Annotated in this window: 21 protein-coding genes and 1 tRNA gene; 11 read left to right on the forward strand and 11 right to left on the reverse strand. The window is 63.4% G+C overall.

Annotated elements, in window-relative coordinates:
* Positions 1-12 precede the first annotated feature (12 nt).
* From ACTPOI_RS21360 to ACTPOI_RS21390, 7 genes are all read right to left on the reverse strand, one after another.
* Positions 13-2,112, reverse strand: a complete 2,100-nt coding sequence (locus ACTPOI_RS21360; RefSeq protein WP_440112502.1) for a 3-hydroxyacyl-CoA dehydrogenase NAD-binding domain-containing protein — start codon at positions 2,110-2,112, stop codon at positions 13-15.
* A 353-nt stretch (positions 2,113-2,465) separates the two neighbouring features.
* Positions 2,466-3,161, reverse strand: a complete 696-nt coding sequence (locus ACTPOI_RS21365) for an ABC transporter ATP-binding protein (protein WP_291517271.1) — start codon at positions 3,159-3,161, stop codon at positions 2,466-2,468.
* 2 nt (positions 3,162-3,163) lie between these two features.
* Positions 3,164-3,958 carry an ABC transporter ATP-binding protein gene (locus tag ACTPOI_RS21370; protein ID WP_440112504.1) on the reverse strand — a complete coding sequence of 265 codons (795 nt, stop codon included), beginning with the start codon at positions 3,956-3,958 and terminating at the stop codon, positions 3,164-3,166.
* Positions 3,959-3,960: 2 nt separating this feature from the next.
* Complete coding sequence (locus ACTPOI_RS21375) at positions 3,961-5,292, reverse strand: branched-chain amino acid ABC transporter permease (RefSeq protein WP_440112506.1); 1,332 nt, start codon at positions 5,290-5,292, stop codon at positions 3,961-3,963.
* 4 nt (positions 5,293-5,296) lie between these two features.
* Positions 5,297-6,250, reverse strand: a complete 954-nt coding sequence (locus ACTPOI_RS21380; RefSeq protein WP_069105620.1) for a branched-chain amino acid ABC transporter permease — start codon at positions 6,248-6,250, stop codon at positions 5,297-5,299.
* Between the two features lie 70 nt (positions 6,251-6,320).
* Positions 6,321-7,553, reverse strand: coding sequence for a branched-chain amino acid ABC transporter substrate-binding protein (locus ACTPOI_RS21385; RefSeq protein WP_440112508.1), 1,233 nt, complete (start codon positions 7,551-7,553; stop codon positions 6,321-6,323).
* A gap of 246 nt (positions 7,554-7,799) precedes the next feature.
* Positions 7,800-9,443, reverse strand: a complete 1,644-nt coding sequence (locus ACTPOI_RS21390; RefSeq protein ID WP_440112510.1) for a 3-(methylthio)propionyl-CoA ligase — start codon at positions 9,441-9,443, stop codon at positions 7,800-7,802.
* Positions 9,444-9,668: 225 nt separating this feature from the next.
* On the opposite strand from ACTPOI_RS21390, the gene ACTPOI_RS21395 reads away from it, so the two are divergent.
* The 6 genes from ACTPOI_RS21395 to ACTPOI_RS21420 all read left to right on the forward strand — a co-directional run bounded on the left by ACTPOI_RS21395 (position 9,669) and on the right by ACTPOI_RS21420 (position 14,072).
* Entirely contained in the window at positions 9,669-10,355 is a 687-nt protein-coding gene (locus tag ACTPOI_RS21395; protein ID WP_440112512.1) for a Crp/Fnr family transcriptional regulator, read from the forward strand.
* 128 nt (positions 10,356-10,483) lie between these two features.
* Entirely contained in the window at positions 10,484-11,965 is a 1,482-nt protein-coding gene (locus ACTPOI_RS21400; protein ID WP_440112514.1) for a protein adenylyltransferase SelO, read from the forward strand.
* Positions 11,962-12,375: a peptide-methionine (R)-S-oxide reductase MsrB gene (gene msrB / locus ACTPOI_RS21405; protein ID WP_440112516.1), complete on the forward strand. Its 414-nt coding sequence runs from the start codon at positions 11,962-11,964 to the stop codon at positions 12,373-12,375. Before ACTPOI_RS21400 ends, msrB begins: the two co-directional genes overlap by 4 nt.
* 17 nt (positions 12,376-12,392) lie before the next feature.
* Positions 12,393-12,932, forward strand: a complete 540-nt coding sequence (locus tag ACTPOI_RS21410; RefSeq protein ID WP_440112518.1) for a septation protein A — start codon at positions 12,393-12,395, stop codon at positions 12,930-12,932.
* A 15-nt stretch (positions 12,933-12,947) separates the two neighbouring features.
* On the forward strand, positions 12,948-13,217 hold the full coding sequence (locus tag ACTPOI_RS21415; RefSeq protein WP_440112520.1) for a BolA family protein: 270 nt from the start codon (positions 12,948-12,950) through the stop codon (positions 13,215-13,217).
* 69 nt (positions 13,218-13,286) lie between these two features.
* Complete coding sequence (locus ACTPOI_RS21420; protein ID WP_440112522.1) at positions 13,287-14,072, forward strand: foldase protein PrsA; 786 nt, start codon at positions 13,287-13,289, stop codon at positions 14,070-14,072.
* A gap of 199 nt (positions 14,073-14,271) precedes the next feature.
* Here ACTPOI_RS21420 and ACTPOI_RS21425 read toward each other — a convergent pair whose 3' ends face one another.
* The 4 genes from ACTPOI_RS21425 to ACTPOI_RS21440 form a co-directional block, all read right to left on the reverse strand.
* Positions 14,272-15,054, reverse strand: coding sequence for a DUF1624 domain-containing protein (locus tag ACTPOI_RS21425; protein WP_440112723.1), 783 nt, complete (start codon positions 15,052-15,054; stop codon positions 14,272-14,274).
* Positions 15,055-15,229: 175 nt separating this feature from the next.
* Positions 15,230-15,306, reverse strand: a tRNA-Pro gene (locus tag ACTPOI_RS21430).
* Positions 15,307-15,462: 156 nt separating this feature from the next.
* On the reverse strand, positions 15,463-15,714 hold the full coding sequence (gene infA / locus ACTPOI_RS21435; RefSeq protein ID WP_440112524.1) for a translation initiation factor IF-1: 252 nt from the start codon (positions 15,712-15,714) through the stop codon (positions 15,463-15,465).
* Between the two features lie 215 nt (positions 15,715-15,929).
* Positions 15,930-17,141 carry an HPP family protein gene (locus ACTPOI_RS21440; RefSeq protein ID WP_440112526.1) on the reverse strand — a complete coding sequence of 404 codons (1,212 nt, stop codon included), beginning with the start codon at positions 17,139-17,141 and terminating at the stop codon, positions 15,930-15,932.
* Between the two features lie 374 nt (positions 17,142-17,515).
* Here ACTPOI_RS21440 and ACTPOI_RS21445 point away from each other — a divergent pair, with 374 nt between their 5' ends.
* From ACTPOI_RS21445 to ACTPOI_RS21465, 5 genes are all read left to right on the forward strand, one after another.
* Positions 17,516-18,703: an ABC transporter substrate-binding protein gene (locus ACTPOI_RS21445; RefSeq protein WP_440112528.1), complete on the forward strand. Its 1,188-nt coding sequence runs from the start codon at positions 17,516-17,518 to the stop codon at positions 18,701-18,703.
* A 167-nt stretch (positions 18,704-18,870) separates the two neighbouring features.
* Complete coding sequence (locus ACTPOI_RS21450; protein ID WP_440112530.1) at positions 18,871-19,512, forward strand: LysE family translocator; 642 nt, start codon at positions 18,871-18,873, stop codon at positions 19,510-19,512.
* Positions 19,513-19,552: 40 nt separating this feature from the next.
* Positions 19,553-20,416 carry a branched-chain amino acid ABC transporter permease gene (locus tag ACTPOI_RS21455; protein ID WP_440112532.1) on the forward strand — a complete coding sequence of 288 codons (864 nt, stop codon included), beginning with the start codon at positions 19,553-19,555 and terminating at the stop codon, positions 20,414-20,416.
* The gene (locus tag ACTPOI_RS21460) at positions 20,413-21,423 is read left to right on the forward strand and encodes a branched-chain amino acid ABC transporter permease (protein ID WP_440112534.1); all 1,011 of its coding nucleotides are present in this window, start codon (positions 20,413-20,415) and stop codon (positions 21,421-21,423) included. Before ACTPOI_RS21455 ends, ACTPOI_RS21460 begins: the two co-directional genes overlap by 4 nt.
* The gene (locus tag ACTPOI_RS21465) at positions 21,416-22,189 is read left to right on the forward strand and encodes an ABC transporter ATP-binding protein (RefSeq protein WP_440112536.1); all 774 of its coding nucleotides are present in this window, start codon (positions 21,416-21,418) and stop codon (positions 22,187-22,189) included. Before ACTPOI_RS21460 ends, ACTPOI_RS21465 begins: the two co-directional genes overlap by 8 nt.
* Position 22,190: the final 1 nt, after the last annotated feature.

Raw genomic sequence — 22,190 nt, forward strand, 5'->3', positions numbered from 1 at the left:
CGGTCCGGGCAATCAGGCAAATGCCTTGCCTTCGGCGGCCAGCTTGGCCAGCAGCGGAGCGGGCTTCCAGAACTCGGCATCGTCCAGCGGGTTCTTGGCAAAGCGGTCCATCGCCTGCACGACGTTGAACAGGCCGACTTCGCTGGCGTAGTGCATGGGGCCACCGCGATGGATGGGGAAGCCATAGCCCGTCAGGTACACCATGTCGATGTCACCGGACTTGCTGGCAATGCCGTCTTCCAGGATGTGCGCGCCTTCGTTGACCAGTGCGAACACCAGGCGCTGCACGATTTCGTCGTCCGAAATCTTGCGCGGGGTGATGCCGAGCTCCTTGCGGTGGTCCTCGATCATCTTGTTGACCAGGTCCGAAGGGATGGCATCGCGCTTGCCGGCCTGGTAGTCGTACCAGCCTGCGCCAGTCTTCTGGCCAAAGCGGCCCAGTTCGCACAGCTTGTCGGCGGTGCGGCTGTACTTCATGTCGGCGCGCTCCACAGCGCGGCGCTTGCGGATCGCCCAGCCGATGTCGTTGCCGGCCAGGTCGCCCATGCGGAACGGGCCCATGGCGAAGCCGAACTTCTCGACGGCCTTGTCCACCTGCTGGGGTGTGCAGCCTTCGTCCAGCAGGAAGCCAGCCTGGCGGCTGTACTGCTCGATCATGCGGTTGCCGATGAAGCCATCACACACGCCCGACACCACCGAGGTCTTCTTGATCTTCTTGCCGATGGCCATCACGGTAGCCAGCACGTCCTTGGCAGTTTCCTTGCCGCGCACTACTTCCAGCAGCTTCATCACGTTGGCAGGGCTGAAGAAGTGCATGCCCACCACGTCCTGCGGGCGCTTGGTAAACGCTGCGATCTTGTCCACATCCAGCGTGGAGGTGTTGGAGGCCAGGATGGCGCCGGGCTTGGCCACGGCGTCGAGTTGCTTGAACACGGCTTCCTTGACGCCCATTTCCTCAAACACGGCTTCGATGATGAGGTCGCAGTCCTTGAAATCGTCGTAGGAGAGCGTGGTGGTCAGCAGGGCCATGCGCTGCTCGTACTTGTCCTGCTTGAGCTTGCCCTTCTTGACCTGGGCTTCGTAATTCTTCTTGATCGTGGCCACGCCACGGTCCAGCGCTTCCTGCTTCATTTCCAGGATCTTGACGGGGATGCCTGCGTTCAGGAAGTTCATGGAGATGCCGCCGCCCATCGTGCCGGCGCCAATAACGCCGACCAGCTTGACATCGCGCTTGGGGGTGTCCGACGCCACATCAGGGATCTTGCTTGCCGCACGCTCGGCCATGAACAGGTGGCGCAGGGCGCGCGATTCGGCCGTCCACATCAGGTTGATGAAGATCTCGCGTTCCACGGCCATGCCGTCGGCAAATTTCTTCTTGGTGGCGGCCTCCACGGCGTCCACGCACTTGGCGGGCGCGGGGAAGTTCTTGGCCATGCCCTTGACCATGTTGCGCGCGAACTGGAAATACGCGTCGCCTTCAGGATGCTTGCAAGGGAAGTTGCGCACCAGCGGCAGCGGGCGGGCATCCGCCACGCTCTGGGCAAAGGCCAGGGCCTCGGCGGCCAGCGATTCGGCCGATGCGGCCATCTTGTCAAACAGCTTCTGGCCGGGCACGGCGCCGATCATTTCGCTCTTGACGGGCTCGCCGCTCACGATGAGGTTGAGTGCGGCCTCGACACCGATCACGCGCGGCAGGCGCTGCGTGCCGCCCGCGCCCGGAATCAGGCCCAGCTTGACTTCAGGCAGTGCAATCGAACAGCCCGGCGCCGCAATGCGATAGTGGCAGCCCAGTGCCAGTTCCAGACCACCGCCCATGGCCACGCTGTGCATGGCAGCCACGACCGGCTTGGGAGAGTTTTCGATGGCGGTAATCACCGACAGCAGGTTCGGCTCTTGCAACGACTTGTCGGTGCCAAATTCCTTGATGTCCGCGCCGCCAGAGAACGCACCGCCCGCGCCGGTGATCACGACGGACGTGACCGCTGCATCGGCATTGGCGCGGCCCAGGCCTTCGACGATGCCCTGGCGCGTTGCCAGACCGAGTCCGTTGACGGGAGGGTTTGCCATGGTGATCACGGCAACGGAGCCGTGGACTTTGTATTCAGCGGTCATGCTGTTGTTTCCTTGGAAAGTGGAAAAAGAACGGTCGTGCGTTTTTATTGTAGAGACTTCAAACCCGTTTGGCGTTTCAATTTGTCCCGGGCGGGACAAGGGGGTTTGGTCAACTTACCGTGGTGCGCGGTTGGCAAGGACGCTCAGGGGCCAAATTCGTAACCCAACCCAAACCAATCCGGCGGTGGGGCTGAGTGCCTACCCTAGGCACGTACGCCTCGAAACTGTCGCAGCCCAGGCCAGTACCCCCGCGCAAGGGCCGCCCCGCCGCGCTGGGGGTGTCCCCCTTCCCGAATCGCGCAGCGACTCGAGAGAAGGGGGAAGGCGCGAAGCGCCTCAGGGGGATCGCTCTGCTAAACCTCCAGCCACTCCTTGCGGATGTAGTTGTCTGCCCGCAAACTGTCTGGCGTGCCCTGGAACACGATGGCGCCATGCCCCATGACGAGTGCGCGGTCGGAGATCTTCATCGCAATGGTCAGCTTCTGCTCGATCAGCAACACCGAAACGCCACGCGCCTTCAGCGTCTGCAGGTACTGGCCCACCAGCTCGACGATCTTGGGCGCCAGGCCCTCGGTGGGCTCGTCGATGATGATCAGGTCCGGATCGCCCATCAGCGTGCGGCACAGGGTCAGCATCTGCTGCTCACCGCCCGACATCACGCCTGCCTCGGTGTGCTGGCGCTCCTTGAGCCGCGGAAACATCTCATACATGTCGTCAAACGACCAGCGGCTGCTCTTGCCAGCGCCCTTCTGGCCCAGCAGCAGGTTCTGGTGCACGGTCAGGTTGGGGAACACATCGCGGCTCTCGGGCACATAACCCAGGCCCAGGTGGGCAATTTCATAGGCCTTCTTGCCGTTGAGCGCCTGGCCCTTCCAGCTGACGGTACCCTCCCAGTCCACCAGGCCCATGATGGCCTTGGCAGTGGTGGAGCGGCCCGACCCGTTGCGGCCCAGCAAGGCGACGATTTCACCGGGTTGCACCTCAAAGCTTACGCCGTGCAAAACATGGCTCTTGCCGTAGTAGGCGTGCAGGTTTTCGATCTTTAACATGTTCAGTGTCCTCCTGCCTGCTGATCGGCCACAGCCGATCCGAGGTAGGCCTCCTGCACGCGCGGGTTGGCGCGCACCTTTTCGGGGGTGTCAAAGGCGATGACCTCGCCGTACACCACCACCGCGATCTTGTCGGCCAGGCCGAACACCACACCCATGTCGTGCTCCACCGTGAGCAGGGTGCGGCCTTCGGTCACTTCCTTGATGAGGCCGATGAAACGTGTGGTCTCGCTCTTGCTCATGCCGGCCGTAGGTTCGTCCAGCAGGATCACGTTGGCCCCGCCGGCGATGGTGATGCCGATCTCCAGTGCGCGCTGCTCGGCATACGTGAGGTTCATGGCCAGCGTGTCGCGCTTCTTGTCGAGCTTGATCATCTCCATCAGCTCGGTGGCACGCCGGTTGGCGTCGTGCAGGTTCGACAAAAACCGCAGGAACGTGTACTTGTAGCCCATGCTCCACAGCACGCCGCAGCGCAGGTTTTCGAACACCGACAGCTTGGGAAAGATGTTGGTGATCTGGAAGCTGCGCGACAGGCCCTGGCGGTTGATCTCGTACGGCGCCATGCCGTTGATGCGCTGGCCGTTGAGGATCACGTCCCCGCTGGTGGGCGCAAAACGGCCGCTGATCAGGTTGAACAGCGTCGATTTGCCGGCGCCGTTGGGGCCGATGATGGCCACGCGCTCACCGGGTGCCACGCACAGGTTGGCGCCGCGGATGATCTCCGTCTTGCCAAAGCTCTTGCGCAGGTCACGCAGCTCAAGTGCGTAGGTGTTATTGGTTGCGTTGTCAGCCGCCATTTTTACAGCGCCTCCCCACGCTTGATCTCATGTTCGATTTGTTCCTGGATGGTGCTCCACTGGCGGATGAACTGCCGGCGACACATCTCGAAAAGCCCGAAGCCCGTCACCATGACGAAGATGGAGCCAAACCAGCTGGTGAAGCTCTTGGCATCCAGCGTGGCGCCCAGGAAGCTCAGCTTGGAGCCGAGCGCCGCATTGAGCTGCAGGTGATACGTCATCTCGATCATGCAGGCGGCGCCCATCACGCCCACCAGCGCCGTGCCGGCCAGCGCCAGGTAGGACACCCACAGCTGGCGCAGCTTGCCGTACTTGGCCACGCGCAGGTTCATCATGATCAGGCTGGCAATGCCGCCCGGTGCATACATCACCATGAACAGGAACACCAGTCCCAGGTACAGCAGCCAGGCCTTGGACAGCTCGGACAGCAACACCGAGGCCAGCACCAGAAGCACCGCGCCGATGATGGGGCCGAAGAAGAACGTGGCCCCGCCCAGGAAGGTAAACAGCAGGTAGCCACCCGAGCGGATCACGTTGAGGCTGTCTGCCCCCGTGATGATCTCGAAGTTGATGGTGGCCAGACCGCCCCCGATCCCCGCGAAAAAGCCCGCGATGATGAAGGCAAAGTAGCGCACGCGCTGGGTGTTGTAGCCGATGAACTCCACACGCTCGGGGTTGTCGCGCACCGCATTCAAGATGCGGCCCAGCGGCGTGCCGGTAAAGGCAAACATCGCTGCCGTACAGACGAAGCAATACGCAGCAATCAGGTAGTACACCTGGATGGCTGGCCCGAAGGTGATGCCGAAGAACGGCTTGCCATACACCCGGTCGGTGGTAATGCCGCCCTCACCCCCGAAGAACTCGGGGAACATGAGCGCCATCGAGGCCACCAGCTCGCCAATGCCCAGCGTGATCATGGCAAACGTCGTACCCGACTTCTTGGTGGTCACAAAGCCCAGCACGATGGCAAAGAAGGCCCCTGCCAGCCCGCCAATGATGGGGATCAGCACCAGCGGGATCGTGACCGAGCCCTTGGTCGCCATGTTCATGGCATGGATGGCGATGAACGAGCCCAGGCCGGTGTACACGGCATGGCCGAAGCTCAGCATGCCGCCCTGCCCCAGCAGGATGTTGTAGGACAGGCAGATGATGATCAGGTAGCCGATCTGCGAGAGCATGGTGAGCGCCAGGCTGCTGCGAAACAGCATGGGCGCCACGATCAGCATCACGGCGAACAGCGTCCAGATCACGAAGCGCCCCACGTTGAAGGGCTTGAACCGGTAGTGCGAGCCCGCGCTGGCGCTCGCAGATGTTGTGGTCGAGTTGGAATTCATGGCATCAGTCCTCCCGGGTGCCCAGCAGGCCCTTGGGGCGGAAGATCAGGATCAGCACGAGGAACAGGTACGGCAGGATCGGCGCGACCTGCGAGATCGTGAGCTTGAGCAGCGGGTAGCCAAATGTCTGGTCTGTGACGGCCACGCCCACCGCCTTGAAGACGTGGATCAGCGAGTAGTCCAGCGCTACGGCAAAGGTCTGCACCAGGCCGATGAGCAGCGATGCCAGAAAGGCACCCGCCAGCGAACCCATGCCCCCCACCACCACCACCACGAAGATGATGGAACCCACCGACGCCGCCATCGCGGGCTCGGTGACGTAGGTGTTGCCGCCGATCACACCGGCCAGGCCGGCCAGCGCAGCGCCGCCGCCAAACACCATCATGAACACGCGGGGCACGTTGTGGCCCAGCGCCTCGACCATCTCGGGGTACTTGAGCGCCGCCTGGATCACCAGGCCGATGCGTGTGCGTGTGAGCAGCAGCCAGACCGATACGAGCATCAGCAGCGCCACCAGCATCACGAACGACCGCGACTTGGGGAACTGGGTGCCGTACAGCGTGAACAGGGGGCCCTGCAGCTGCTCGGGCAGGCCGTACGGCACTGTGGAGCGGCCCCAGACCAGCTGCACCACTTCCAGGATCAGGTACGACAGACCGAAGGTGACCAGCAGCTCGGGCACATGGCCGAACTTGTGGACCCGGCGCAGGCAGTAACGTTCGAATGCTGCACCCAGCACGAACACGGCCAGCGGGGCCAGCACCAGCGCGGGCCAGAAGCCGACGACACCCGAGATGGTGAATGCGAAATAGGCACCCAGCATGTAGAAGCTGGTGTGTGCAAAGTTGAGCACGCCCATCATGCTGAAGATCAGCGTGAGGCCAGAACTCAGCATGAACAGCAGGAGTCCGTAGCTCACGCCGTTCAGCAAAGAGATCACGAAAAACTCAAGATTCATCGGAATTTTTCATTTCAGGGGAAAAAAAAGGCCCGAGTGGCTCGGGCCTCGAAGCTACTCAGACCAGCGCTCAGGGACGCTTCATCTGGCACGACGTCGGCGTGCTGGCCACAAAGGGCTCGTAGTACTTCACGGGTACGAACGTGTAGCCGGTGCTCTCCGAGTCGATCGGGAACTTGCCACCCGCCTTTTCCCACTTGGAGATGAACAGGCCCTGCTGCAGCTGGTGGTCGGTTTTGCGCATCTCGACTTCACCGTTGAAGCTCTTGAACTTCATGCCGGACATGGTGGCCGCCACCTTCACGGGGTCGGTCGTCTTGGCCTTGGCGAAGGCTTCGCTCAGCAGCGTGAAGGCGTGGTACACGGCACCGGTGTACATGTCGTCGTTGAACTTCTTTTTGTAGTCCACCACGATCTGGTTCAGCGGGCCGGGCAGGTTCATGTGCGCGTAGGCCACCTGGTACACGCGGCCTGCGGCCGAGGCACCCATGGCAGTGGGGCTGCCCGTGACGGAGCCGTAGTAGGTGTAGAAGTTGACGTTGTTCAGACCGGCATCGTTGGCGGCTTTGATCAGCAGCGCCAGGTCGGAACCCCAGTTGCCGGTGATCACGCTGTCGGCACCCGACTGCTTGATCTTGGCGATGTAGGGCGAGAAGTCGCGCACTTGTGCCAGGGGGTGCAGGTCGTCGCCGACGAACTGCACGTCCGGGCGCTTGCGCTGCATCATTTCCTTGGCGAACTTCGAGACCTGGTGGCCGTGCGAGTAGTTCTGGTTGATCAGGTAGACCTTTTTGACTTCAGGCAGGTCCTTCATGTAGGTCGTCAGCGCTTCCATCTTCATGGAGGTGTCGGCGTCCAGGCGGAAGTGCCAGTAGCTGCACTTGCTGTTGGTCAGGTCAGGGTCCACCGCGGCGTAGTTCAGGAACACGACTTCCTTGCCGGGATTGCGGGCGTTGTGCTTTTCCAGCGCATCCATGATGGCCAGCGCAGGGCCCGAGCCGTTGCCCTGCACGATGTAGCGCGCGCCCTGGTCCATGGCCGAGCGCAGGGCGCTGGTGGTTTCCTGGGGGCTCAGCTTGTTGTCGATACCGATGATCTCGAATTTGACGCCTGCGGCGTTCTTCTTGTTGAACTCTTCGGCGATGAACTGGAAGCTCTTGAGCTGGTTCGTACCCACTGCGGCCATCAGGCCGGAAAGGGGGTCAAGCCAGGCGATCTTCACGGTTTCGCCCTTTTGAGCGAACGCGCCGCCAGCGCTTGCCAGGATTACCGAAGCTGCTACAGCCTTAATAGCGAATTTCATGGTTTTGTCTCCTTGTAAATCGGTAGAACGCAGCGTACCGCGTTGCAACAAAGCGATGCTCAGGGATTGCCCCTAGCGGCGTCGCACACGTGACTGGGCACCGTGTCACCCCCTGTGGCGTTGCGCGCCTTCACCCCTCTCTCGCTGCGCGCAAGGGTACGCACCCGGTAGCGTGGCAAAGCCACTTCCACGGGTGCGCCCGCCCCGGTTTGCGCCAGTTTCAGAGGCTGCAACACCACAGCGATTTCACAGGCCCGGAAGCCTGTAATCCTTGAGCTGCTCGCGCAGCTTTGTCTTGAGCATCTTGCCGGTGGCGCCGAGCGGAATGGCATCGACGAACACCACGTCATCCGGGATCTGCCACTTGGCGGTCTTGCCCTCGTAGAAGGCCAGCAGCTCTTCGCGCGTGACCTCGGTGCCGGGTTTCTTGACCACCGCCACGATGGGGCGTTCATCCCACTTGGGGTGCGGCATGCCCACACAGGCGGCCATGGCAATTGACGGATGCGCCATGGCGATGTTCTCGATGTCGATGGAGCTGATCCACTCCCCGCCGGACTTGATCACGTCCTTGCTGCGGTCGGTGATCTGCATGAAGCCGTCGGCGTCGATGGTGGCCACGTCCCCGGTGGGGAACCAGCCGCGGCCCTGCGCGTCCTTGACCAGCGGATTGCCGCCCTCGCCCTTGAAGTAGCTGCCCACGATCCACGGCCCCTTGACGAGCAGGTCGCCATAGGTCTTGCCGTCCCAGGGCAACTCCTGCCCGTCACCACCCACAATCTTCATGTCCACGCCGTAGATGGCGCGACCCTGCTTTTGCAGGATCTTCATCTGGTCATCTTTGGACAGCGCAAGGTGCTTGTTCTTGAGCGTGCACAACGTACCCAGCGGGCTCATCTCGGTCATGCCCCAGGCGTGCAGCACCTCCACACCGTAGTCTTCCTTGAAGGCGTGGATCATGGCGGGCGGGCAGGCAGAGCCACCAATCACGGTGCGGCGCAGGGTCGAGAACTTGAGGCCTGCGGGCTTCATGTGGCCCAGCATCATCTGCCACACGGTAGGTACGCCTGCCGCGTAGCTCACCTTTTCGGATTCGATGAGTTCGTAGATCGACTTGCCGTCCATGGCCGGGCCGGGAAACACCAGCTTGCAGCCGGTGAGTGCCGCCGAATACGGAATGCCCCAGGCATTGACGTGGAACATGGGCACAACAGGCAGCACCGAGTCGCGCGCCGACAGGCACATCACATCCGGCAGCGCAGCCGCGTAGGCATGCAGCGTGGTCGATCGGTGGCTGTACAGCGCTGCCTTGGGGTTGCCCGTGGTGCCGCTCGTGTAGCACATGCTCGAGGCGGAGTTTTCATCAAACTCGGGCCAGGCGTAGTCGGCCGGGTAGGCGCCGATCCATTCTTCGTAGCTGGCCAGGCCCGGCACGCCCGAGTCTGCGGGCAGCCGGTCGGCATCGCACAAGGCCACCCATTTCTTCACGGTGGGGCAGCGCGCGTGCACGGCCTGCACCAGCGGCAGGAACGTCAGGTCAAAGCACAGCACCTGGTCTTCGGCATGGTTGACGATCCACGCGATCTGGTCAGGGTGCAGGCGGGGGTTGACGGTGTGCAGCACACGGCCCGAGCCGCTCACGCCGAAGTACATCTCCATGTGGCGGTAGCCGTTCCAGGCCAGCGTGGCCACGCGATCGCTGAATTGCAGCTGCATCGCATCCAGCGCATTGGCCAGCTGGCGGGAGCGCCCAGCCAGATCGCGGTAGGTGTAGCGGTGGATGTCGCCCTCCACCCTGCGCGAGACGATTTCGGCGTCGCCATGGTGGCGCTCGGCGAATTCGATCAGCGAAGAAATCAGCAGCGGTTGGCTCTGCATCAGGCCCAGCATGTGTGCTCCTTGGTTGTTGTAATGAAGGGAACGGTCATCGTAGCGCGGCGGTCGGGCAACAGGGCTGGGGGATGACCTGTACGCGACTGTGTTGCCCCCGCCGTACCGTCGCCGTGTTGACGTCAGTGTGCAGGCGCGTGGCACGCAGGCCAACATGTGTCGTCGCCTTGACAAAGGCCAAGGGATAACCCGCAACGTACGGCACGGCCGGGTGACAATCCGCAGATGCTTGACTCGCACCTCACCGCACCACGCTTCATTGCCGCGCAACCCTGGTTTGCAGGACTGCCCGCTGTGCTGCAGGAGCGCCTGCGTGCCGAGGTGTCTTCCACGCAGGCCGGCAAAGGCGACGTGATGATGGACGCGGGCAGCGCCGTGCAGGGCTGGCATGCGGTGCTGTCAGGGCTGGTGATGCTGCAGAGCCCGTCTGGCAAGGGGCGTTCGTCGGCTTTCATCGGGGTGCCCGACGGCGAATGGTTTGGCGAGGGCTCGGCCATGAAGCCCGAGCCGCGGCGCTACCGCGTGGTGGCGCTGCGGCCCACCACGCTGATGTGCCTGCCGTTGCCCCTGTTTGAAACACTGCGCCAGACCAGCCTGGCGTTCAATCAGTACCTGGTGCTGCACATGAACATGCGCTTGGGCCAGGCCATGACCATCATCGAAGCGGGTCGCACGCAGTCGCCCGAGCACCGCGTGGCGCTGTACCTGAGCCGCCTGTTTTGGCGCAGCACGCGCAGGCTGAACCTGACGCAGGAAGAGCTGGGCCAGCTGGTTGGCCTGTCGCGCCAGACGGTCAACCGCGTGCTGCGCGCGCTGGAGGGCCTGGGCATCGTCTCGCTCGACTTCGGCCGCGTGGCCATCGTGGACGATGTGGCACTGGATGCCTACCTGGCTGCCACCGCCGCGCAGTAAAGGGGCGGCACTGGTAGCGGCTGCCACCTCGTCAACCGGATGAATCGTTGCACCCGGGCATGCTTGCTACTCCTGGAAGCATGCCCCCCGGTATGCCGGGACATCACCCCTGCGAGACAATCCAGCAGATGACTCTGCCCTCAGACAACACGGCGACCGCAGACCTGGGCCTGGCGTGGAACCACGGCTTCGCCGCCCTCGGCCCCGACTTCTACACCGAGCTGCGGCCCACGCCCCTGCCCTCCCCCCGCTGGGTGAGCACCAGTTCCCAGGTGGCGAGCCTGCTGGGTTTGAGCGCGCCAGCGATGCACGGCGACGCAGCTTTGCAGGCCTTTACCGGCAACGCGCTCCTGTCGGGCTCGCGCCCGCTGGCCAGTGTGTACAGCGGCCACCAGTTTGGCGTGTGGGCCGGGCAGCTGGGCGATGGCCGTGCCATCTTGCTGGGCGAGACTGCCAGCGGGCTGGAGGTGCAGCTCAAGGGCGCGGGCATGACGCCCTACTCCCGCATGGGGGACGGGCGGGCCGTGCTGCGCTCGAGCATCCGCGAGTTTCTGTGCAGCGAGGCCATGCACGGGCTGGGCATCCCCACGTCGCGCGCCCTGTGCATCACGGCATCGCCCGCTCCGGTGCGGCGTGAAGAGACCGAGACCGCCGCCGTCGTGACGCGCGTGGCCCCGAGTTTTGTGCGCTTTGGCCACTTCGAGCACTTTGCCGCCAACGGACATGACGTGCAGCTCCGGCAACTCGCCGATTACGTGATCGACCGCTATTACCCGGAATGCCGGGCCTCGCAGTCGTTCGGCGGTAACCCATACGCGGCGTTGCTGCACGCGGTGAGCGAGCGCACCGCCACACTCATGGCGGCCTGGCAGTCCGTGGGTTTTTGCCACGGTGTGATGAATACCGACAACATGAGCATCCTGGGGCTCACGATCGACTACGGCCCGTTCCAGTTCCTGGATGCCTTCGTGCCCGGCCACGTGTGCAACCACAGCGATTCGCAGGGTCGTTATGCCTTCAACCGCCAGCCCAACGTGGCGTACTGGAACATGTTCTGCCTGGCGCAGGCGCTGCTGCCGCTCATCGGCGACCAGGAACTGGCCAAGGAGGCGCTGGAGTCGTTCAAAACCGTGTTTCCCGAGGCTTTCGTGGCCCGCATGCGCAACAAGCTGGGCCTGCTCCAGCCGCACGACGGAGATTCGGAACTGATCGACGCCATCTTGCTGCTGCTGGCACGCAACGGCGTGGACTACACCATCTTCTGGCGGCGCCTGGCCCACGCCGTGCAGGCAGGCCAGTTCGAGCCAGTGCGTGACCTGTTTGCCGACCGTGTGGCCTTCGATGCCTGGTTGCTATCTTATTCAGAGCAATCAGGGCAATCAAATCAAGCACTAGCGGCCGATTTGATGCTAAAAAGCAATCCCAAGTACGTTTTGCGCAACCATTTGGGCGAACAGGCCATCCGCGCTGCGAAACTTGGCGACTTCTCTGAAGTCCATACCTTGCAGCGCCTGCTGGAGCGCCCGTTTGACGAGCACCCCGGCCACGAGGCCTACGCCGACTTCCCGCCCGACTGGGCTTCGTCCATCGAAATCAGCTGTTCATCATGACCTTCCCGATCCAGAAAACCGAGTCCGAGTGGCAAGCCATCCTGCGCGAAAAAGGCGCCGAGCCAGCCGCCCTGCAGGTCACGCGCCACGCTGCCACAGAACGGCCATTCACAGGCAAGTACGAAGCCCATTGGGCCGACGGCAGCTACCACTGCATCTGCTGCAACGCCAAGCTTTTTGATTCCGGCACCAAGTTTGACGCGGGGTGCGGCTGGCCGAGCTTCTCGCAGGCGGTGCCCGGCGCTATCGCCGAGATCGTGGACCGCAGCCATGGCATGGTCCGCACCGAAACAGTGTGTGCACAATGCGGGGCGCATCTGGGGCATGTCTTTGAGGACGGCCCCGCCCCAACCGGCCTGCGGTACTGCATGAACTCGGCGTCGCTGGACTTCGACGCAGGCGCACGCTGAGCCTTTTCGACGACTTCATGAAAATCCTGATCGACTTCTTCCCCATCCTGCTCTTTTTCGGGGCCTACAAGTTCTACGGCATTTACGTGGGCACGGCCGTGCTGATGGCCGCCACCGTGGTGCAGATGGGGCTGATCTATGCGATCGACCGCCGCCTGCAGACCATGCACAAGGCCACGCTGGTACTCATTCTGCTGTTTGGCACGCTCACCCTTGTGCTGCAGGACGACCGCTTCATCAAGTGGAAGCCCACGGTGCTCTACGGTGCGATGTCGCTGGCCCTGGCAATTGCGTTGTGGGCGTTTCGCAAGAACTTCCTCAAGATGCTGCTGGGCAGCCAGCTGGTGCTGCCAGACGCCGTGTGGCTGCGGCTGAACATTGCCTGGATTCTTTACTGCGCGTTCATGTCGGCAGTGAACGCGTACGTGGTGATGAACTTCTCTACCGAAGCCTGGGTGGACTTCAAGCTCTGGGGCTATGTTTTCCCGCTGGTCTTCCTGGTAGGCCAGGGTTTTTATATTGCGCCCCACCTCAAGGGCGACGAGCCCGCGGCCTGACAGCATCCACACGCCATGACAACCACCCCATCCCTTGCGCAGCAGATGCACGATGCGCTGGCCCAGCGCCTGACGCCTTCCACCCTGGAGGTGCTCGACGAAAGCGCAGACCACGCAGGCCATGTCGGCGCCAACGGCACCGGCTTTGGCACCCATTTCAGAGTGCGCATAGCGTCACCTTTGTTTACAGGACAGCGCCGGGTAGCCCAGCATCGCCTTGTGTATGATGCCCTGCAAGAATTTATTGACGGGGGCGTACACGCCCTGGCCATTGAAGTTCTCTGACCCGGCCTGCATCTCCCCGCTTGCCGGCGTTCAGCTGGCAAAACACACTCCTCATTTTTTGGATTCCGCATGAAGAAACAGCTCCTGTCCGGCCTCGTGGCCGCTGCCGTGCTGGGCACGTTGGCCCTGCCCGTGTCCGCCCAGAACGTCGCCATCGTGAACGGCAAGGCCGTGCCCAAGGAACGTGTCGAAGCCCTCAAGCAGCAGGTCGAGCGCTCGGGCCGTCCGGTCACGCCCGATATCGAAGGCCAGATCAAGGAAGAAGTCATCGCGCGCGAAGTATTCATGCAGGAAGCGCAAAAGCGCGGCCTCGAAGCGTCGCCTGACTACAAGACGCAAATGGACCTGGCCCGCCAGACCATCCTGATCCGCGAACTGTTCATGGACTTCCAGAAGAAGAACCCCGTGACCGACGCCGAAATCCAGGCTGAATACGACAAGTTCGTGGCGGCCAACAGCGGCAAGGAATACAAGGCCAGCCACATCCTGGTCGAGAAGGAAGCCGACGCCAAGGCGATCATTGCGTCGATCAAGAAGGGCGGCAAGTTTGAAGACATCGCCAAGAAGCAATCGAAGGACCCAGGCTCTGGCGCCAAGGGTGGTGACCTGGACTGGGCCAGCCCATCGAGCTACGTGACCGAATTCACCGAGGCGCTCGTCAAGCTCGAAAAGGGCAAGATGACCGACGCTCCCGTGAAGAGCCAGTTTGGCTGGCACGTGATCCGCCTGGACGACGTGCGCCAGGCCGAGCTGCCTAAGCTTGACGAAGTCAAGCCTCAGGTGGCACAGCAGCTGCAGCAGCAAAAGCTGGCCAAGTTCCAGGAAGACCTGCGCGCCAAGGCCAAGGTCGAGTAATCACGGGTGGGTGCACGTGCCACAGGGCGCGTGCAACCTCTCGCAACAACGCGGCCTTTTGGCCGCGTTTTGCTTGGTGCGTACCCACGCAAGCGCTGCAGTCTGCTGACGGGGGGGCTGAGGAGAACGCAGCCGATGGCGCGCGAAGCTCCTGGGCTCTCGTGCCCTGACGCGAAGGATCAACGCGACCAAGCACCCCTCAGCGACTACCCACCCACATCGCAGCCGTCAGAAGGCCAATCATGACGGGCTGGTGAAGCATGTAATAGGTCAGGCTCCAACGGCCCAGCGCGGCAAGCGGAGCCAGGCTGGTCGGTAACCGGGACTGGAGGACATGCGGGTGCGCGGACAGCAACCACTGCCCGCAGGCCAGCCCCCACCACAGCACGCCGAGCCAGGGGAACACAGGCACGTAATCCTCGGTGAACGGCTTGCGCGTGACCAGCCCCAGCCAGTTCAGTGCCCGGCTGTTGAATGCACTCGCCGCTTCAGGCCAAACCATGGGTAGCGCCTGCTGGAACAGCACAGGAAGCGACAGCGCCACGAGCCCGGCCAGCCACAGCCAGCGTCCCCAGCCTGCGGTAACGCGGGCCACCAGAAGCATGATGGCCATCCCATGCAGCACCCCGAAGTAGATATAGCTGCCGGGGAACATGACGAGCGAGCCTGCCGTGACCAGCAACGCGCAGCCTGCAATCTGGAGCCACCGGCGTCCAAACCGCGACCAGCCCTGGCCTTGGTGAAGCGCAATCGCCTGACCCAGCCCCGCACAAAAAAGGAACAGACTCACGATGAGCGTGCGCTGCGTTGTCCACAACGGATCGACCCGGAAATTCTGGGGCCACAGCCCGAAGTGGCTAAGGTCAAAGCAGAAGTGGAAGACCGTCATCCACACCATGGCCAGCCCCCGCAGCGCATCCACAGCAGGGTAACGCTGGTTGGTTGACGAAGGCGCCGTGACAAAGCGCGGTGAGCGCGCCAGGAACGCGGGAGTGTTGGCCATCGGCAGCGATTGGGGAGATTGACGGACAGACCTTGGACAGGCGCCATGGTATCGAACACTCCGAGCCGCCGCGCGCACAGCAGATGCCGAGCCTCACCACCACAACGGCCATGAAAAAAGCCCTGCAGCATGATGCTGCAGGGCTTTCAAACAATGGTCGGAGCGGCGGGATTCGAACTCGCGACCCTCTGCTCCCAAAGCAGATGCGCTACCAGGCTGCGCTACGCTCCGACAGCTCGTATTCTAACCCGGCAAATCGGTGGTTTCTGGCTCGATGCACGCTTTTTTGAATTTTTTAGCGGATCGGGCAGGCAACCATGCTGACGGGACACCGCAGGCCGAGCCACCTGCCGTGTCAACCGGCCACATCGGGCCGGCAAAAAAGGATCAACGATTGGACGATGGGCCTGGGCCACGACCGGCGAGGTGGCGGAAAGTGATCCGGCCCTTGCTCAAATCGTAAGGCGACATTTCCAGAGACACCTTGTCGCCCGCCAAGATGCGGATGTGGTGCTTGCGCATCTTGCCGCCCGTGTAGGCGATCAGCTGGTGACCGTTGTCCAGGGTGACGCGAAAGCGCGAGTCGGGCAGCACTTCCGTGACGGAGCCCTGCATTTCGATAAGTTCTTCTTTGGCCATGTTTATCTCTTCAATACAAATATTCGGTGATCTGCGGCTGACCGCCGGGGAACGCCGCCATGAAGGTCTCCGCGTGGTCGATGCTTGCTCGACACACGGGGCGTTGCGGGCGGTGGGGTTCGCTGCACCCGTGGCGCAGATCAGGCAGGTGGCCGGGAAAGCCGGCGTCAATGGACAGGCAAGCGCTGTGCAAAGCCTGTCGATTGTACCGCGCCCTACCCTTTTTGCCTATCCGCGGCTGGCAGAGCCCCAGGCGGGGCGGCAGTCCCCGCCGCAGCCGGCCGTGAACCGACCTCGCCCGGTACCTGGAGGGCACGGGCCAAAGTGCGCATCAGGTCGCTCTGGGTGATCACGCCCAGTAACCGGTGATCGCCATCCACGATAGGCACATGGTGGTGCCCACCCTGTGAGAAAAGCGGCACCAGGTCCATGGCATGCTGGCCGACCTGCGCCACCTGCACCGGACTGGACATGATGGCGCCGACCGTACTGGGCTGTCCACTGCGCCCCAGTACCAGTGTCTTGAGCCGTTGGCCCAGGCCCTCATGGACATCCAGATTGGCAAGGCGCATGAAGTCGGCAACCGTGACGATGCCAAGCACCACCATGCTGGCATCCACCACCGGCAGCGCCTTGATCTGCTGCGCACGCATCAAAGCCCAGGCGTCCTTGAGCGAGGCGTCAGCGGCCACGGCCAGCGGCGGGGTGGACATGATCTGTGCACAGCGGATGTCGCCCAGTGTGCGCTGGAATGCAGCACGTCCGGCCAGGTGCAGCAGTCCCTCCAGATCTGCGCGGCTGATGTCGAGCACCTGGTTGTAGTGCGCGAGGGCAGCATCCACATCCGAGGCGGCAAAGGCCCCGGCCTGCGCGCCTGCACGTTTTTCCCTGCGCTGCGGATGCGGGTAGCGCCGCCCCGTCAGCCCGTTGTAGACCACCGCCACAGCCAGCAGCACCAGCAGATTCAGAAGCACCGATAGCCCCGGCAGGTGCAACCCGTCCGACGCCGTCAACACCATGTACAGCGCCATGGCGCCGCCCGGGGGATGAAGGCACCTTAACGGCACCATCAACGCCACGGCCAGCCCCACAGCCACAGCGCCAGCAAGCGCCGGGTCGGGGATCAGTGCAGCGCAGGCAGCACCCACCAGCGCCGACAGCGCACTTCCCCCAAGCACAGGCCACGGCTGAGCCAAGGGACTCGAAGGCATGCCGAACACCAGTACCGCGCTGGCACCGAGTGACGCCACCAGCCAGGGCCCACCCACCCCATGCCCCGCCCACCAGCGCCCCAGGCCCGCGGTAACCAGCACCCCGAAGACTGCACCCGCCACAAATCGCACGCGCTCGGCCCGGTCAATACCGAGCGGAGATGGCCAAAAGTTTTTCAGCCACTGCAACAGTGCGGCGGTGCGCGAAGCAGGCATCACTCCCGGATGGGACGCAGGCGGTGCAGAAGATGGCGGACGGTCAGACGGAGACGACATCGGCAAAAAACGGGAGAAGCAGGCCTGGCAAAGCAGCCGCAATGTGAGAGCGATCCAGCAAGCAAACGGGCCGCTGCACAGTGTGGAGTCACAGAGCCGTCAGGCGCGCCCGCATCGGGTGGGCTGCAGCCATGCAAAAAAAGACGCTCACCGCAATTGTGGCGCGCAACATCGCCCCATGCTGCACACGGCGCGGCCAGTACGTAACAGCGTGCGAGACGCCCCCTGCAAGCAGCCGATCCGGGTAAGCCATAGGTTTGCAGGCTAGGGACCATGGAGTAAATTACTTTAAGCCTAAACAAAGGAGCCTCTCCATGACCTCACGCCGCCTTGTCATCAGCCGAAGCGCAGCCCTTGTGGGCGCTGCATCCACCGGGCTGCTGCTGCCCTCCATCGTGCGGGCCCAGAGCAACAAGGTGCGCGTGGGCTTCATGCTGCCTTACACCGGCACGTTTGCCCAACTGGGCGTTGCCATTGAAAACGGCGTACGGCTGGCCATCGATCAGCAGGGCGGCAAGCTGGGCGGGCGCGAGATCGAGTGGTTCAAGGTCGACGATGAATCCGAACCCAGCAAGGGCGTCGAGAACGCCAGCAAGCTCGTGCAGCGCGACAAGGTGGACGTGCTGATCGGCACCGTACATTCAGGCGTTCAGATGGGCATCCAGAAGGTCGCCCGGGACACCGGAGTCCTGAACCTGATCCCCAACGCCGGTGTGCACGCCGCCACCCGCGCGCTGTGCGCCCCCAACGTGTTCCGTACGTCGTTCAGCAATTCCCAGCCCACACTCGCGCTGGGCAAGGCCATGGTCGAGAAAGGCCACAAAAAGGCCGTCTGGATCACGTGGAAGTACGCGGCGGGCGACGAGGCCTTTGAAGGCTTCAAGCAGAGCTACACGGCCGCGGGCGGCACCATCGTCAAGGAACTGGGTCTGCCGTTTCCCAACGTGGAGTTTCAGGCGCTGCTCACCGAGATCGCCGCCATCAAGCCCGATGCCGTGGCCTGCTTCTTTGCCGGTGGCGGCGCTGCCAAGTTCATCCGCGACTACGCTGCGGCGGGCCTCAAGGACAAGATTCCGCTGTACGGCTCCGGCTTTTTGACTGAGGGCGTGCTGGACGCCGCCGGCCCCGCTGCCGACGGCATCATCACCACCATGCACTACAGCGACTCGCTGGACACGCCCCGCAACAAGCAGTTCCGCCTGGAATACGCCAAGACCTTCCGCAGCCAGCCCGACGTGTATGCCGTGCAGGGTTACGATACCGGTCTGCTGCTCGTACAGGGCGCCAATGCCGTCAAGGGCGATCTTTCGTCGAAAGCGGCCCTGTACAAGGCTATGGAAGGCGCCACCATCGACAGCCCCCGCGGCAAGTGGACGATGAGCAAGGCCCACAACCCGGTGCAGGACATCTATCTGCGCAGGGTCGAGAACAAGGAAAACAAGGTGATCGGCGTGGCCGCCAAGGCGCTGGCCGACAGCGGTGCCGGTTGCCGCATGGCCTGACACGGGCCTCCGAGGAACGTTCACCACCCAACGGTTGGGCCGAAGGGCCGCCGGGGCATTCACAATCTGCCACGGATTGCTGGTGTTGACCAGCGGCCTGCAGATGGATGCGCCTGCTGCCCGTTTGCGTTCCCGCTTGACGGCCCTTGTCTCATTTTTCGTGCTTCATGACACTCAGTACCTACCTGCTCTACCTCGGCGCCGTCGCGCTGCTGGTGCTCTCCCCCGGGCCCACCATGCTGATGTGCATGACCTGCTCGCTGCAGCACGGTCCGCGCAAGGCCCTCGCCGCAGCGGCTGGCAGCGTCACTGCGGTGCTGGGTACCATGCTGCTGTCTGCGCTGGGCCTGGGCGCACTGCTGGCTGCGTCTGAAACGGCTTTCTGGGTGCTGAAGGCAGCGGGAGCGGCCTACCTGATCTGGCTGGGCGTGAAGACGTTCCGCAGCACGGGCTCGGTGTTCGACCAGCTGCCCGCCGGTGGCATCAACGCGCCAGTGTCCACCAGCGCACGCAAGCTCTTTGCCCAGGGGCTGGTGGTAGGTGGCAGCAACCCCAAGGCCATTCTCTTTTTCACCGCCTTCTTCCCGCAGTTCCTCGACCCTTCGGCTGCGTGGGCGCCGCAATTTGCCGTGCTGGCCAGTACCTTCGTGACCTTTGAATTCACCGTGCTCGGTCTGTGCGCCGCAGGCGTGGCGCGCCTGGCACCCGCACTGCGCCACGGCAACCGCATGCGCTGGTTCAACCGCGTATCGGGCGGGCTCTTCGCCTTGATGGGCTCTCTGCTGCTGGCCACGCGCCGCGCGGCCTGACGCCGGCAGCAGCGCCCGCGCCCCGCTACACCCTGCCCCCATGGACTTTGCCACCTTCCTCATCCAGCTGCTCAACAGCGTGCAGTACGGGTTGCTGCTGTTCATGCTGGCGGCCGGGCTCACGCTGATCTTCGGCATCATGGGGGTGGTCAACCTCGCCCATGGCAGCTTCTACATGCTGGGCGCCTACCTGGCGTATTCGCTGTCGGCCCAGCTGGGCAGCCTGGCGGCGGCGATCGTTGTGGGCACAGTGCTGGCCGTGGTGTTCGGCCTGGCGCTTGAATGGCTGCTGTTCCGCCACTTCTACCACCGCGATCATCTGGACCAGGTGCTGCTGACCTTCGGGCTGATCTACATCTTTGAAGAGCTGCGCTCCATGCTGTGGGGGGACGATGTGCATGGCGTTCCGATCCCGCAGGCGCTGGACTGGTCCATTGCACTGACAGACACGCTCTCCTACCCCGTGTACCGCCTGTTCATCTCCGGCGTTTGCATCGCGCTGGCGGTGGGGCTGTACCTGCTCATTTCCAAGACGCGGCTGGGCATGAAGATCCGCGCCGGGGCGTTCAACCGGAGCATGGCCGAATCACTGGGCGTCAACATCAAGCTGCTGCATGCCGTGGTGTTTGCCCTGGGCGTGGGCTTGGCCGCGGTAGCGGGCATGGTGGCCGCACCCGTGTCCAGCGTGTACCCCAACATGGGCTCTTCGGTGCTCATCATGTGCTTCGTGGTGGTGGTGATCGGCGGCATCGGCTCGGTGAGGGGCGCGCTGATCGCGGCACTGCTCGTCGGGCTGGTCGACACCTTCGGCAAGGTGCTGCTGCCTTCTGTCTCCGGGATGCTGGTGTACATGCTGATGGCAGCCGTGCTGCTCTGGAAACCTGAAGGTCTTTTCAAGCAATGAGCACGCCCCGCGCCCACCTCGAAGTGCTGCCCCGCAGCGTGCAGTTTGTGCTGGCGCTGGGCGCTACAGCGCTGGTGCTGTTTCCGCTGGTCGGCAGCGACTTTTACGTTCAGATGGTCACGCGGATGATGATCATGGGCATCTTCGCGATGAGCCTGGATCTGCTGCAGGGCGTGACCGGGCTGGTCTCGCTGGGGCATGCCGCCTACTTTGGCGTGGCGGGCTACGCGCTGGCCTTCATGACGCCAGCCGACGCACCGGTCAGCCTGTGGTGGACGCTGCCTCTGGCCGTGCTCGGATCGGGGCTGGTGGCCTTCATCATCGGATTCTTCGTGGTGCGCACGCATGGCATCTACTTCATCATGGTGACACTGGCGTTCGCGCAGATGGTGTTCTACCTGTTCTTCGACAACAAGGCGCTGGGCGGCTCCGACGGCATCTACATCAACTTCAGGCCCGATGCCAGCGTGTTCGGCTGGCTCCCGTTCGACCTGGAAGGCCGCAAGACGTTTTATTACTTCACCCTGGTGCTCATGCTGGGGGTGTATGCGCTGCTGCGGCGCATGCTCTGGAGCCCGCTGGGCCGGGCGCTGTCCGGTATTCGCATCAACGAGCACCGCATGCGCGCCATGGGGTTCGGCACCCGGGGATACAAGCTTACGGCCTTCACGCTGGCAGGCGCGCTGGCCGGTCTGGCGGGCTATCTGTGGGGTGCGCAGACCGGCTACGTCAACCCCGAGCTGATGGGTTTTCACATGAGCGCCCACGCCATCATGATGATCATCCTCGGCGGCATGGGCAACTTTGCCGGAGCCATCGTGGGCGCGTTTGCATTCGAATACCTGCTGCACGTCTTCAAGGACATCACCAAGCACTGGCAGCTGCTGATGGGCGGCTTCATCGTGCTGGTGGTACTTGCCGCGCCGAGGGGGCTGCTGGGCATTGTGGCGCAGCTGCGCGGCGGCAAGCGCCCCATGCCCGAGCGCGAGGATCACCCCCATGCATGACCTGCTTCTGTCTGCACGCGGCCTGACCAAGCGCTTTGGCGGGCTGGCCGCCGTCAATGGAGTCTCTGTGGACCTGCACCGCGGCAGGATTCACGCGGTCATCGGCCCCAACGGCGCGGGCAAATCCACGCTGACCAATCTGCTGTCTGGCGACCTGCCCCCTACGGCAGGCAACATCACGCTGGGTACGACCGACGTGACCGGCTGGACGCCCGAGCGCATCTCCCGGCAGGGGCTGGGACGCAGCTACCAGAAGACCAATATCTTCATGCCCCTGACGGTGCACGAGAACGTGCGCCTGGCGGCCCAGTCGCGGGAACCACAGCAGCCCTGGAACCCGCTGCGATGGCTGTCGAGCACACGCATGGATGCTATTCATAACATAGCAACAAGGGCAAGATTGGAGAGGGCTATCGAGCTTTCCGGCCTGAAAAACCGTTATAGATCGATTGCCGGGGCCATGAGCCACGGCGAGCAGCGCCAGCTGGAGATTGCCATGACGCTGGCCACCGAGCCCTCTGTGGTGCTGCTGGACGAACCCCTGGCAGGCATGGGCGTGGCGGAGGCCGAGCGCATGGTCGACCTGCTCCTGCGCATCAAGCCAGCCCACGCCATCATGCTGGTCGAACACGACATGGACGCCGTATTTGCCTTGGCCGACCAGCTCACGGTGATGGTCAACGGGGAAGTCATTGCCCACGGTGCGCCGCCCGACGTGCGTGCCAACGCCGCCGTCCAGGCGGCCTACCTGGGCGAGGACCACTGAC

It is taken from the genome of Acidovorax sp. BL-A-41-H1 (genome assembly GCF_051942715.1).